This is a genomic window from Gordonia jinhuaensis, from assembly GCF_014639795.1.
Classification (GTDB): Bacteria; Actinomycetota; Actinomycetes; order Mycobacteriales; family Mycobacteriaceae; genus Gordonia_B; species Gordonia_B jinhuaensis.
Map to the genome: position 1 here is coordinate 12,189 of NZ_BMGC01000028.1, position 12,937 is coordinate 25,125.

The following is a 12,937-nucleotide window of genomic DNA, read 5'->3' on the forward strand; positions in this document are numbered from 1 at the left end:
CGCCGACTGTGTGCGCCGCACCCCGCGTCGAGGACTCGCGACCTCTCGGGTAGCTCAGCGATCAGGTCATCGATGAGCGCCAAATCCTCAGGTGCCTCGAAGGTGGTGTCGGGCAACAGATCTGCATACGACTGCGCCACCACGTCGTAACTCACCCTGACGTGGTGGCGCATCGAGGTAACGCTCTCGGGCTCGCTCAGACGAGTTCTTTCAGGTGCAATCCCGCCAGCGCGTCGCCGACCAGACCGGCGGCGAGGGTGTTGCCGCCCTGCGGATCGATGAGCAGGAACGAACCGGTCTCGCGGTTGACGGTGTAGTCGTCGGCGGCGATCGGCTCGGCCACGGTCACCGTGAGGCGGCCGATCTGGTTGAGCTCCAACGTCTCCGGGGCATCCTCGACGGTCAGGGCCTGCTCGTCGAACAGTGCCTCGATGGCTCCGACGATCGCCGGGGTGGTCTTCGTGCCGTGCTTGAGGAGCAGTCTCGCGCCGGGACGGAGCGGCTTGTCGCCCAGCCAGCACACGGTGGCGGTGAACTGTGTGAGCGGCTCGGGCGCGTCGGCAGCGGCGGCGATGATGTCGCCACGGGAGATGTCGATGTCATCCTCGAGCAACAGCGTGACGCTGCGCCCGGTGTGTGCCGATGTCAGCGGGCCGTCGGCGGTGTCGATACCGGTCACGGTGGTGCGCGCGCCCGACGACGGGATCACCACCTCGTCACCGACCGACACCCGCCCGGCGGCGATCTGGCCGGCGTAGCCGCGGTAGTCGGGGTACTCCGGCGTGCGGGGACGGATCACGTATTGCACCGGCATCCGGAAGCCGATCGACTTGCGATCGGTCACATTCGGCACCGTCTCCAGGTGCTCGATCAGAGTCGGACCGTCGTAGAACGGCGTGCGCTCCGAGCGTGCGGCGACATTGTCGCCGTGCAGCGCCGAGACCGGGATCGACACCACCTGGTCGTCGGACCACCCGAGCGTACGGGTGAGGTCGGCGAAGTCGGCGCGGATGTCCTCGTAGGTCTGCGCGGCTTCGTCGACTCCGCTCTTGTCGATCACGAGGTCGATCTTGTTGACCGCCAGCACGAGTCGCGGAACACCCAGCAGCGCCAGCACGGCGGCGTGCCGTCGGGTCTGGGCGACCACGCCGTTACGCGCGTCGACCAGCAGGATGCCCAGCTGTGCGGTGGACGCACCCGAGACGGTGTTGCGGGTGTACTGGACGTGACCGGGTGTGTCGGCGAGCACGAACGACCGTGCGAGCGTGGCGAAGTAGCGGTAGGCGACGTCGATGGTGATGCCCTGTTCGCGTTCTGCGCGCAGCCCGTCGACCAGCAGTGACAGGTCGGGTCCGTCGAGGCCGCGGTCCACCGATGCGCGGGTGACCGCGTCGATCTGGTCGGCCAGAACCGATTTCGTGTCGTAGAGCAGTCGTCCGACGAGTGTGGACTTGCCGTCGTCGACCGAACCGGCAGTCGCGATGCGCAGGAGATCGGGGGAGTGGTTCATCAGAAGTATCCTTCGCGTTTGCGGTCTTCCATGGCCGCTTCCGACACCCGATCGTCACCGCGGGTGGCCCCGCGCTCGGTCAGCCGCGACGCCGCGACCTCGGCCAGCACTGCCTCGTTGTCCTTGGCGTCGGAGAGCACCGCGCCGGTGGTGGAGCCGTCGCCCACGGTGCGGTAGCGCACCGAAAGCGTCTGCAGCTCTTCGCCGTCGGCCGGGCCGCCCCACGATCCGGGGGTCATCCACATGCCGTCGCGCTGATAGACCGGCCGTTCGTGGGCGTAGTAGATCGACGGCAACGCCACGTTCTCGCGGGCGATGTAGCGCCACACGTCGAGTTCGGTCCAGTTCGACAGCGGGAACACGCGGACGTGTTCACCCGGTGCGTGGCGACCGTTGTACAGATTCCACAGCTCCGGACGCTGACGTTTGGGATCCCACTGCCCGAAGGCGTTGCGCAGCGAGAAGATCCGCTCCTTGGCACGCGAGCGCTCCTCGTCGCGCCGCCCGCCGCCGAACACCGCGTCGAAGCGGTTGTCGGTGATGGCGTCGAGCAGCGGAACGGTCTGCAGCGGGTTGCGCACACCGTCTGGGCGTTCGGTGAGGCGACCGTCGGCGAGATACTCCTCGACGCTGGCCACATGAAGGCGCAGGCCGTGCTTCTGGACCACTTCGTCACGGAAGGCCAGCACCTCGGGCAGGTTGTGACCGGTGTCTACGTGCAGCAGCGGGAAGGGCAGCGGCGCGGGCCAGAACGCCTTGAGCGCCAGATGCAGCATGACCGTCGAGTCCTTGCCACCGGAGAAGAGCACCACCGGCCGCTCGAACTCGCCCGCGACCTCGCGGAAGATGTGAATGGCCTCGGACTCCAGCGCGTCCAGCGTGGAGAAGTCGTCCTCGTTCTGCTCGGTGGTCACCGCATCCGGTCTTTCGTCGATGGTTGGCGTGAAATCGGTGCTTGTCATGAAACGTGCAATCCGCATTCGGTTTTGGTGGACCCCGCCCAGCGCCCCGACCTCGGGTCGGCACCTGGTGCGGGCTTGGCTGTGCAGGGTGCGCATCCGATCGACGGATAGCCTTCGTCGACAAGCGGATTGACGATCACGCCGCGGGCGTTGATGTAGTCGTTCATCTGCTCGTCCGACCATGCGGCGATCGGGTTGATCTTCACCAGTCCGAAACCCTCGTCGAAGGAGATGAGCGGGGCGTGGGCGCGGGTGGGTGCCTCCACGCGGCGGATGCCGGTCACCCAGGCGCTGTAGCTCGACAGCGTCGAGCGCAGCGGAACGACCTTGCGCAGCCGGCAGCACTCGCCGGGGTTGGAGGCGAACAGGTTGCGCCCGACCAGCTGATCCTGCTCGGCGACGGTGTGTTCGGGGGTGACGTTGATCAAGTCGATGTCATAGATCTGCTCGGCGGCGTCACGGGTGCCCAGCGTCTCGGCGAAGTGGTAACCGGTGTCGAGGAAGAGCACCTTGACCTTCTCGCCGTCGAGGTCGGCGCGGTCGATGGTGGAACAGGCCAGGTCGATCAGCGCGGCGTCCTGCATGTTCGAGGCCACCACGAAGTCCGAACCGAAGGTGCGCGCCGTCCACGTCAGCAGCTCCTCCGGAGTCGCCTCCGGACCGAGGTCGGCTGCACCCTGTTCGGCCACCTCACGCAGATAGGCCTCATTGCGCACTGCACTGCTCATCGAAGATCCTCCTCAGAGGCGCGCACGACCCAAGCGGCGAAGCGCTCGCCTTCCTCGCGATGTTTCATGAAGTTCCGCACGACCCGTTCGACGTAGTCGCCCAGTTCGGCAGAGGTCACCTTGTGCTGGCGGAGTTTGCGGCCGAACGCCGCCTCCTGGCCCAGGCTTCCACCGAGGTGAACCTGGAAACCCTCGACCTGATTCCCGTTGTCGTCATCGACCAGCTGACCCTTGAAGCCGATGTCGGCGATCTGGGCGCGGGCGCAGGAATTGGGGCAGCCGTTGATGTTGACAGTGATCGGCACGTCGAGGTCGGCGTTGATGTCGGCCAGGCGCTCCTCGAGTTCGGGCACCAGACGCTGCGAACGCTTGCGGGTCTCGACAAAGGAGAGTTTGCAGAACTCGATGCCGCTGCACGCCATCAGGTTTCGTCGCCACGGTGACGGACGGCCGGACAGTCCGAGTGGTTCGAGCTCATCGAGCAGTGTGGACACGTTCTCGTCGGGCACGTCGAGGACGATCAGCTTCTGGTACGGGGTGAACCGGATCCTGTCGGAGCCGGCCCGCTGCGCGGCGTCGGCCACCGACTGCAGGATCGTGCCCGACACGCGCCCGGCGATGGCGGCGAAGCCCACCGCGTTGAGGCCGTTGCGCAGCTTCTGCACGCGCACGTGGTCGATCTGCTCGGTCGGTTCGACGATCGACGGACCGTCCACGAGCTTGCGGTGCAGGTATTCGTCCTCGAGCACCTGACGGAACTTCTCGATGCCCCAGTCCTTGAGCAGGTACTTCAGCCGTGCCTTCGCGCGCAGGCGGCGGTAGCCGTAATCCCGGAAGATCGAGATCACGCCCTCCCACACGTCGGGCACCTCGTCGAGCGGAACCCATACGCCCAGACGCTGGGCGAGCATGGGATTGGTCGACAGACCACCGCCCACCCATACGTCCAGCCCCGGTCCGTATTCGGGGTGCTCCACGCCGATGAACGACACGTCGTTGATCTGGTAGGGCACATCGGGCTGACCGGAGATGGCGGTCTTGAACTTGCGCGGCAGATTCGAGTAGGTGGGGTCGCCCACGTAACGGCGCACGATCTCGCCGATCGCGGGCGTGGGATCGAGCACCTCGTCGAGGGACTCACCGGCCAGCGGTGAGCCGAGGATCACGCGCGGGGTGTCGCCGCAGGCCTCGGTGGTGTTGAGTCCGACAGCCTCGAGCCGCTGCCAGATGGTGGGGACGTCCTCGATGCGGATCCAGTGGTACTGGACGTTCTCGCGGTCGGACAGATCGGCGGTGTTGCGCCCGAACTCGATCGAGATCTCGCCGAGGGTGCGCAGCTGGGCGGCGGTGAGTGCGCCCGCGTCGCAGCGCACCCGCATCATGAAGTGTTCGTCTTCGATGATGTCGATGTTCTCGTCACCGGTCCAGGTGCCGTCGTAGCCCTGTTTGCGCTGGGTGTAGAGCCCCCACCAGCGCATACGTCCGCGCAGGTCTTGTTTGTCGATCGAGTCGAAGCCGCGATGGGCGTAGATGTTCTCGATCCGTGCACGCACGTTGAGCGGGTTGTCGTCCTTCTTGACCTGCTCGTTGGAGTTCAGCGGCTCGCGGTATCCGAGCTTCCACTGTCCCTCGGCCCGGCGTTTGGTGGGCCTGGGACGGGCTGCGCGACGTGACCGGTCGGCATCGGTGGGCGGCGTCATCGAAGCAAGACTCCTGAATCGTCTGCTCGCCGTTGACCAGCCCTCGGGCACGGCCGCCGGCGATGGTGGTGGTCATCACGGGCTGGGCGCGGCCGTCGTGAGTCTGCTCGACTCGGATCCGGGGGTCGGCAGCCGAGCGCGCGATGCGCATCTGCCGACGGTGGAGGCCGCTGGTCAGCGGCGACACCATGCGCTGTCGACGCGCATGAAGTCGATGTGGCGTCGCGCAGCGAGCCATACCCCGGCAGAGAACACCTGGCAATACTGCCACGCACGCGTATCGCTAGTCGAATCACGTGCGCGAGCGGTCGGCGGCATGCCGATTCGAAGCGCGCCGGGATCCGCGCCTACGCTGGTGAGTCGATCGCGCACATCATCTCGGTGCGGGGATCGGATGCGGGGAAGTGGAGGTTCGGCGGTGCACACACCGACGGTCGGCAGTACGGCACCGGCGGGCCGGGCTCCCGAGGAGATCCGGCCATCGGAGCCGACGCCGCTGGGACTGTATGTCCACGTCCCGTTCTGCGCTACGCGGTGCGGCTACTGCGACTTCAACACCTACACCGCCGGCGAGCTCGGCTCGACGGCCTCGCCGCAGTCGTGGATGCGGGCCGTGGACGGCGAGCTGGGCATGGCCGCAGCGCAACTTGGCACCGACCGTGCGCTGTCGACGGTCTTCGTCGGTGGCGGGACACCGTCGTTGCTGGGCGGGCAGGGCCTCGCCGAGGTGTTGGCGACCGTGCGGCGGCACTTTCCGGTGGCCGACGACGCCGAGATCACCACCGAGAGCAATCCGGAATCCACCGACCCGGAGTTCTTCGCAGCCATCCGGTCGGCCGGTTACACCCGCGTGTCGCTGGGCATGCAGTCCATGGCCCCGCATGTACTGGCGGTGCTCGACCGCACCCACACCCCCGGGCGGGCCCAGCAGGCGGCGCTCGAGGCGCGTGCTGCGGGCTTCGACCACGTCAACCTCGACCTGATCTACGGGACCCCCGGCGAGACCGATGACGATCTGCGCACGTCGCTGCACGCGGTCCTCGACGCCGGGGTCGATCATGTGTCCGCTTATGCGTTGATCGTCGAGGACGGGACAGCACTGGCCCGGCGCATCCGAAAGGGGCAGATCGCCGCACCCGACGACGACGTGCTCGCCGACCGATACGAGCTGATCGACCAGACGCTGCGCGGGGCCGGGATGGACTGGTACGAGGTGTCCAACTGGGCCGCAACCGACGATCCGTCGGCGCAGTGCCGGCACAACCTCGGGTACTGGCACGACGCGGACTGGTGGGGCATCGGCCCGGGCGCGCACTCCCATGTGGCCGGCCGGCGGTGGTGGAATGTCAAACATCCCGCGCGCTACGCCGAGTCGATCACCGCCGGGGAGCTGCCGGTTGCCGGGTCGGAGACGTTGAACGCCGACGAACACCACACCGAACGCGTGATGCTCACGATCCGCTGTCGTACCGGGCTGCCCGCCGCCGAACTCGACGCATCCGAACTGTCGAGGGCGCGCCGTGCCGTCGACGACGGTCTGCTCACCTGGGCCGGCGAGAACCTGGTACTGACCAGCCGCGGCCGGCTGCTGGCCGACGGGGTGGTGCGCTCGATTCTGGTCGCTGATCGATCGGCGGCGTGAGTTCTGCCGGTCGGGCGATGGGCAGATCGGCCAGTGACTCGCTCGCGGTCTGACCGGGTGCCACAGCGTCGAGGTCGAGCATCCGGGCGTGGATGACATTGCGATTGCGCAGCGCCGAGCGCACCGCCCGGTGCAGACCGTCCTCCAGATAGATCTCGCCGTGCCAGCGCACCGCATGCGCGAACAAGTCGCCGTAGAACGTCGAATCCTCCGACAGCAGCCGGTCGAGGGCGAGGACGGTGGTGACCGTGGTGAGCTCGTCGAGCCGGAACTGTCGAGGCGGGATCTTGGCCCAGTCGCGATGGGTCAGACCGTGATCGGGGTAGGGCTTGCCGTCACGGACACCACGGAAGATCATCGCCGTCCTCGATTGCGCTCGTCGCGAACAAAGCCTGCTCGCGACGACACTACCTGCGGCCATGCCGGTCGGCGGGGGTCGTCCTGAACTAAACTCGAACAACGCGGCGTATCCGACGGGGGCGTGCGCGACGTGCAACGACGGTCGAGGAGGTGTGTGGTCGGTGTCGAGTACCGATGACAGGCGGTTCGAGATCCTCCGCGCGATCGTGACCGACTATGTGGAGACACAGGAACCGATCGGGTCCAAGGCGCTGGTCGAGCGGCATCAGCTCGGGGTGTCGAGTGCCACCGTGCGCAACGACATGGCTGTGCTCGAGGCCGAGGGCTACATCACCCAGCCGCACACGAGTTCGGGTCGTGTGCCCACCGACAAGGGCTACCGGTTGTTCGTGGACCGGATCAGCGAGATCAAACCACTGTCGAATGTCGAACGCCGCACCATCTTGAACTTCCTCGATTCCGGTGTCGATCTCGACGACGTGCTGCGACGCAGCGTGCGACTGCTGTCCCAACTGACCCGGCAGGTCGCGATCGTGCAGTACCCGGTCTTGTCGCTGTCGACGGTGCGGCATCTCGAGGTCGTCTCGCTCACCCCGTCGCGGCTGCTGCTGGTGCTCATCACCGACACGGGCCGGGTCGAACAGCGCATGGTCGACCTGCAGGAAGAGGTTGGTGACGACGACGTCGCCCGGCTGCGCGAGCTGTTCTCCGGCGCCCTGCACGGTAAGCGGCTCGAGGACGCCTCCCACGAGGTCGCCGAGCTGGCCAACACCGCACCCGAGGAGTTGCGTGGTCCGGTGCTGCGGGTGGCGACCGTGCTCATCGAGACGCTGGTCGAACACCATGACGACCGGCTCGTGATGGGTGGCACCTCGAACCTGGCCCGCGCGGCTGCCGATTTCGCCGCCTACGCCGGATCGATGAAGCCGGTGCTCGACGCACTCGAGGAACAGGTGGTGCTGCTCAAGCTGCTGGCCGCCGCCCAGAACCCGGGGACCGTCACCGTGCGTATCGGCGAGGAGAATGAGACCGCCAACCTGCGTGGGGCTTCCGTGGTGTCCACCGGGTACGGTTCTTCTGGCGCTGTATTCGGCAGCCTGGGAGTGCTCGGGCCCACCCGCATGGACTATCCGGGAACGATCGCCTCGGTGGTGGCCGTTGCCAGATATGTCGGCGAGGTCCTCGCGGACCGGTAGTGACGCGTATCGGTGAGGGCGCCGACCGCTGCCTCCCCACAGGCACAGACGACTTGTCAACCATGACGAACTGATCGAAGGACTGCGTTTTCGTGGCTCGTGACTATTACGCAATTCTCGGTGTACCGGCGGGCGCCGGTGACGCCGAGATCAAACGTGCCTACCGCAAACTGGCACGGGAACTGCACCCGGATGTAAACCCCGACCCGGCCGCGCAGGAACGCTTCCACGACGTGCAGGCCGCATACGAGGTGCTCTCGGATCCGGAGAAGCGTCGCATCGTCGACGCCGGTGGCGACCCGCTCGCCGGTGCCGGAGCAGGTGGGTTCGGCGGCTTCGGCGGTGGTGCCGGCGGGTTCGGCGGAGGTCTCGGCGATGTCTTCGAGGCGTTCTTCGGAGGCAGTGCCGGCGGTGGTCGCGGACCCCGCGGTCGCGTGCAGCCCGGCTCGGATGCACTCATTCGTATGAGTCTGGACCTCGAGGAATGCGCCACAGGTGTCAGTCGTGAGGTGACCGTGGACACCGCGGTGCTCTGCGACGTGTGCCAAGGCGCGGGCACCAACGGAGACTCCACACCCATCACCTGCGACACCTGTAAGGGTGCCGGTGAGATCCAGTCGGTGCAGCGCTCCTTCCTCGGCCAGGTGATGACGTCGCGGCCGTGTCCCACGTGCGGAGGCACCGGCGAGGTCATCCCGGACCCCTGTCACAAGTGCGCGGGTGCCGGCCGGGTGCGTGCCCGCCGGACGATCACGGTGAAGATCCCCGCCGGCGTCGCCGATGGCATGCGCGTGCGACTTGCCGGTCAGGGCGAGGTCGGTCCCGGTGGCGGCCCGGCCGGCGACCTGTACGTGGAGATCAACGAGAAGCCGCATGACGTCTTCGTCCGTGACGGCGACGACCTGCACTGCACCGTGAAGGTGCCGATGGTCTCGGCGGCTCTGGGCTCGTCGCTGGACGTGACGACGATCCTGGGCAACACCGTGACGGTGCGGATCGATCCGGGAACCCAACCCGGTGAGATCGCCAAGGTCAAGGGTGCGGGAATGCCACATCTGCACACCGAAGTGCGTGGCACGCTCAACGTCCACCTCGACGTGGTGGTGCCCAGCAAACTGGACTCACGCAAGACCGAGCTGCTCACCAAGTACCAGGAACTGGCCGCCGACGAGAAGGTGGAACTGGTCGACGCGTCGAACAACTCCGGCAACGGCAGCCTGTTCAGTCGGCTGCGCAACGCCTTCGCCGGCCGCTGACCGGGCGTCGTGGGGTTACCTGTCTTCTACCTCGAACCGGATGGCGCGCAGCCGTTGCCCGGCGTCGGCTCGAGTGTGCGCCTCTCGGGCCCGGAGGGCCATCACGCCGTCGCGGTGACGCGCATCCGGGCGGGTGAGCAGATCCTTGTCGGCGACGGCGCGGGATCGCTGGCGCGATGTGAGGTCACCGGCACCGCCGGCAAGGACGTGCTGACCGCCGACGTGGTGGAGCTGCGAGTCACACCGCCGCCGAACCCGCTGGTCACCGTGGTGCAGGCGCTGCCCAAGTCGGAACGCTCGGAGCTCGCGGTCGACCTGGCCACCGAGGCCGGCGCCGATCGCATCGTGGCCTGGCAGGCCGCGCGGTGCGTGGCCAGGTGGGCCGGACCCCGCGCGGCCAAAGGCATCGCCCGATGGCGGGCGACCGCGCGAGCCGCGGCGAAACAGAGTCGGCGCCCGTGGATCCCGACGGTCGACGGCCCCATCGACACGGCACAGCTGCTCCAGCAGGTGCACGCTGTACTCGACGCCGGCGGTGCGGTCGCGGTTCTGCACGAACAGGCGCACACTCCTCTTGCCGAACTCGCAGCTGGTCTGGATCCGGCGACGCCCTCGGAGCTGATGCTGGTCGTGGGGCCCGAGGGCGGGCTCGACGACTCCGAGGTCGACGCGATCGTGGCCGCCGGTGGTACACCGGTGCTGCTGGGGCCGCAGGTGCTGCGCACCTCGAGTGCCGCCGCCGTTGCCCTGGGCGCGCTCGGCGTACTCACCGACCGCTGGTCTCCGGCGGCAGAGGGCTGACGCCGGGTCGGCGGACGTGAGCGGGTCATCCGGCGGCGCCGCGCACCCGGATGGACTGGATATCCGGATGGACTGACAACCCGATGGACTGGGGCACCGAACGGACGAGGGGATTCTCATGCTGATCAGGACGCGACTGGCCTACGGTCCGCATCGCTCGCAGTTCGGCAAGCTGATGCTCACGCGTGATGCCGCGGCAGCCGAGCACATCCCCGTGGTCGTGCTCGTCCACGGTGGGTACTGGCATGACGACTATTCGCTGACGTTGGAGAACGCGGTCGCCCGCGACCTGATGAGTGCGGGCGCGCTGGTGTGGAACGTCGAATACCGGCGGCTCGGCGCAGACGGCGGGGGTTGGCCCGACACCGGTCGCGACGTGGTCGGCGCGCTCGAACTGCTCGCCGAGGAGATCCCCGCCGCGCTTCCCGGCGCCGTCGCGGCCCGACTGGACCTCGACAACGTCACGGTGATCGGCCACTCGGCAGGCGCTCAGCTGGCCATCTGGGCGGTGGCGCAGATCGCCGCCCGCATCCGCGCAGCCGGGCGGGTGTCGACGGTGATCGCGCAGGCCGGCGTGCTGGATCTGGTCGCCGCCGGACAAGCGGGCCGCCGCAGCACCCGTGAACTCCTCGGGGTGGCCTACGACGACGCCCCCGAGCGCTATCGACTGGCCTCGCCTGCACATCAGACGCCGTTCGACGCCCGGGTGGTCGCCATCCACGGGCGCGACGACGTGAACGTCGACCCCGAGGTGTCGATCGCTTACGTGGAGGCGGCGCGTGCGGCGGGACAGTCCGCTGAACTCGTGTTGATCGACGGCGAGGCGCACAACGCCTTCCTCGATCCGCACACCCAGAGCCACCGCGCCACGATGCGAGCTGCGGGTCTGATCGCCGACGACGACCTCGTCGAGCCCGCGCAGGGTCACTCGTGACCTGGTCGGCATCGACGTAGACTGGCTGTGATCACCGCATATCGATCACCGCATATCGCCGGACGGCCGGCGCGAACGAATTACAGGAGCGACCTCCTCAGTGAGCAATTCCTCAATGGGAAATGACGGCACCGTGGGCCATGACGACACCGCGGGCAGCACGACTAGCGCGCAGCATTCGCAGGTCACGTCGAACGTCGAGGTCGCCTCGGATGTGGTGATGGGCCTGCTGGGTGCCGCCGATGCCAATCTGCGGGCCCTCGAATCCACACTCGCCGCCGACATCCACGTGCGCGGCACGAAGATCACACTGCGGGGGGAGCCGGCCGACGTCGCCTCCGCCGAGCGGGTGCTGGAGGAGCTGGTGTCGATGGTGAGCCGGGGGACCCCGGTCACCCCCGACACGGTGCGTCGCAGCGTCGGGATGCTCACCGACGGATCGGGGGAGTCACCTGCCGAGGTGCTCAGCCTCGACATCATCTCCCGTCGCGGCAAGACGATTCGGCCCAAGACCCTCAACCAGAAGCGCTATGTCGACGCGATCGACACGCACACCATCGTCTTCGGCATGGGGCCGGCCGGAACGGGTAAGACCTACCTGGCGATGGCCAAGGCGGTCCAGGCGCTGCAGGCCAAGAAGGTCAACCGGATCATCCTGACCCGCCCTGCCGTCGAGGCCGGAGAGAACCTGGGCTTCCTGCCGGGCACGCTGCACGAGAAGATCGACCCGTATCTGCGCCCGCTGCACGACGCGCTGCACGACATGATGGATCCCGAGGCCATTCCGAAGCTGATGGAGGCCGGCGTCATCGAGGTGGCGCCGCTGGCCTACATGCGCGGCCGCACACTCAACGACGCCTTCATCATCCTCGACGAGGCGCAGAACACCACCGGCGAACAGATGAAGATGTTCCTGACCCGGCTGGGGTTCGGATCCAAGATCGTGGTCACCGGCGACATCACCCAGGTGGACCTACCCGGCGGTGCCGAGAGCGGGCTGTCGGCGGCCAGCCGCATCCTGGCAGGAATCGACGACATCCACTTCTCGATGCTGACCAGCGCCGACGTCGTCCGACACCGACTGGTCGCCGACATCGTGGACGCCTATGTGCGTTCGGACGAGGCGGCCCGGTTCGAGGCGGGCGGTAACCGCGCCGCACGCCGGGCGTCGGGTCGTGGACACCGGTGACCGCACCCACACCGGCAACAGCACCCGCGCGAACACCCACATCGACGACAACAGTGCAGGAGACGGCATGACGATAGAGGTGTCCAACGAATCGGGGATCGAGGTCCCCGAGGCGCTCCTGGTCGATGCCGCGGGCTTCGCGATGGCCAAGATGGACGTCCATCCGGCCGCCGAGCTCTCGATGGTGCTGGTCGACAGCGAGACGATGGCCGAACTGCACATGCGTTGGATGGATCTGCCCGGACCCACCGACGTGATGAGTTTCCCGATGGACGAGCTCACCCCCGGTGGTCGTCCCGACACACCCGAGCCCGGCCCCGCCATGCTCGGAGACATCGTGCTGTGCCCGGAATTCGCCGCCGGACAAGCGAAGTCCGCCCAGCACTCGATCGAGCACGAGATGACGATCCTCGTGATCCACGGTGTCCTGCATCTCCTCGGATTCGATCACGCCGAACCCGAGGAAGAGAAGCAGATGTTCGGTATCCAGCAGCAGATCATCGAGGACTTCTACGACGACCGGCTCGCTCGAGAGCGTGAGATGCGCCTGGCCGAGCGGGATACCGAACTGCTGCGTCAGACCGGCTTCGGCACCTCCGACGACGCGTCGGAGCGCTGAGCCTGCGGTGCCCGAGTATCTGCCGCTGCTGATCGTGGCG

Annotated in this window: 12 protein-coding genes; 7 read left to right on the plus strand and 5 right to left on the minus strand. The window is 67.5% G+C overall.

The window, feature by feature from the left end:
- Positions 1-196 precede the first annotated feature (196 nt).
- The 4 genes from IEW22_RS15360 to IEW22_RS15375 are packed head-to-tail and all read right to left on the minus strand — an operon-like array spanning position 197 to position 4,900.
- Positions 197-1,510: a sulfate adenylyltransferase subunit 1 gene (locus tag IEW22_RS15360; RefSeq protein ID WP_188587501.1), complete on the minus strand. Its 1,314-nt coding sequence runs from the start codon at positions 1,508-1,510 to the stop codon at positions 197-199.
- A complete protein-coding gene (gene cysD, locus IEW22_RS15365; RefSeq protein ID WP_229742763.1) occupies positions 1,510-2,472 on the minus strand; it encodes a sulfate adenylyltransferase subunit CysD in 963 nt (320 codons plus the stop codon). Before cysD ends, IEW22_RS15360 begins: the two co-directional genes overlap by 1 nt.
- On the minus strand, positions 2,469-3,200 hold the full coding sequence (locus IEW22_RS15370) for a phosphoadenylyl-sulfate reductase (RefSeq protein WP_188587502.1): 732 nt from the start codon (positions 3,198-3,200) through the stop codon (positions 2,469-2,471). Before IEW22_RS15370 ends, cysD begins: the two co-directional genes overlap by 4 nt.
- Entirely contained in the window at positions 3,197-4,900 is a 1,704-nt protein-coding gene (locus tag IEW22_RS15375) for a nitrite/sulfite reductase (protein ID WP_188587503.1), read from the minus strand. Before IEW22_RS15375 ends, IEW22_RS15370 begins: the two co-directional genes overlap by 4 nt.
- A gap of 394 nt (positions 4,901-5,294) precedes the next feature.
- Between IEW22_RS15375 and hemW the strand changes: the two genes are divergently transcribed.
- Positions 5,295-6,542 carry a radical SAM family heme chaperone HemW gene (gene hemW, locus IEW22_RS15380; protein ID WP_188587504.1) on the plus strand — a complete coding sequence of 416 codons (1,248 nt, stop codon included), beginning with the start codon at positions 5,295-5,297 and terminating at the stop codon, positions 6,540-6,542.
- On the opposite strand, the gene IEW22_RS15385 is transcribed toward hemW, so the two are convergent.
- A complete protein-coding gene (locus tag IEW22_RS15385; RefSeq protein ID WP_188587505.1) occupies positions 6,442-6,900 on the minus strand; it encodes a type II toxin-antitoxin system VapB family antitoxin in 459 nt (152 codons plus the stop codon). The two genes, hemW and IEW22_RS15385, sit on opposite strands and share 101 nt — an antisense overlap.
- Before the next feature lie 163 nt (positions 6,901-7,063).
- Between IEW22_RS15385 and hrcA the strand changes: the two genes are divergently transcribed.
- From hrcA to ybeY, 6 genes are all read left to right on the plus strand, one after another.
- Entirely contained in the window at positions 7,064-8,098 is a 1,035-nt protein-coding gene (hrcA, locus tag IEW22_RS15390; RefSeq protein WP_188587506.1) for a heat-inducible transcriptional repressor HrcA, read from the plus strand.
- A gap of 92 nt (positions 8,099-8,190) precedes the next feature.
- Entirely contained in the window at positions 8,191-9,354 is a 1,164-nt protein-coding gene (dnaJ, locus tag IEW22_RS15395) for a molecular chaperone DnaJ (RefSeq protein ID WP_188587507.1), read from the plus strand.
- 9 nt (positions 9,355-9,363) lie between these two features.
- Positions 9,364-10,155 (plus strand): 16S rRNA (uracil(1498)-N(3))-methyltransferase, encoded by a 792-nt coding sequence (locus IEW22_RS15400; RefSeq protein ID WP_188587508.1) that lies wholly within the window; start codon positions 9,364-9,366, stop codon positions 10,153-10,155.
- A gap of 118 nt (positions 10,156-10,273) precedes the next feature.
- Complete coding sequence (locus IEW22_RS15405) at positions 10,274-11,089, plus strand: alpha/beta hydrolase family protein (RefSeq protein WP_308421407.1); 816 nt, start codon at positions 10,274-10,276, stop codon at positions 11,087-11,089.
- 115 nt (positions 11,090-11,204) lie between these two features.
- Complete coding sequence (locus IEW22_RS15410; RefSeq protein WP_188587533.1) at positions 11,205-12,278, plus strand: PhoH family protein; 1,074 nt, start codon at positions 11,205-11,207, stop codon at positions 12,276-12,278.
- Positions 12,279-12,345: 67 nt separating this feature from the next.
- Positions 12,346-12,897: an rRNA maturation RNase YbeY gene (gene ybeY, locus IEW22_RS15415; protein ID WP_188587509.1), complete on the plus strand. Its 552-nt coding sequence runs from the start codon at positions 12,346-12,348 to the stop codon at positions 12,895-12,897.
- The last annotated feature ends 40 nt before the right edge of the window (positions 12,898-12,937 follow it).

What these genes read in the sequence shown, in the direction of transcription:
- IEW22_RS15360 (WP_188587501.1), bottom strand. Translation starts at nt 1,510, where the DNA reads ATGAACCACTCCCCCGATCTCCTGCGCATCGCGACTGCCGGTTCGGTC.
- cysD (WP_229742763.1), bottom strand. Translation starts at nt 2,472, where the DNA reads ATGACAAGCACCGATTTCACGCCAACCATCGACGAAAGACCGGATGCG.
- IEW22_RS15370 (WP_188587502.1), bottom strand. Translation starts at nt 3,200, where the DNA reads ATGAGCAGTGCAGTGCGCAATGAGGCCTATCTGCGTGAGGTGGCCGAA.
- IEW22_RS15375 (WP_188587503.1), bottom strand. Translation starts at nt 4,900, where the DNA reads ATGACGCCGCCCACCGATGCCGACCGGTCACGTCGCGCAGCCCGTCCC.
- hemW (WP_188587504.1), top strand. Translation starts at nt 5,295, where the DNA reads ATGCGGGGAAGTGGAGGTTCGGCGGTGCACACACCGACGGTCGGCAGT.
- IEW22_RS15385 (WP_188587505.1), bottom strand. Translation starts at nt 6,900, where the DNA reads ATGATCTTCCGTGGTGTCCGTGACGGCAAGCCCTACCCCGATCACGGT.
- IEW22_RS15405 (WP_308421407.1), top strand. Translation starts at nt 10,274, where the DNA reads ATGCTGATCAGGACGCGACTGGCCTACGGTCCGCATCGCTCGCAGTTC.
- IEW22_RS15410 (WP_188587533.1), top strand. Translation starts at nt 11,205, where the DNA reads ATGGGAAATGACGGCACCGTGGGCCATGACGACACCGCGGGCAGCACG.
- ybeY (WP_188587509.1), top strand. Translation starts at nt 12,346, where the DNA reads ATGACGATAGAGGTGTCCAACGAATCGGGGATCGAGGTCCCCGAGGCG.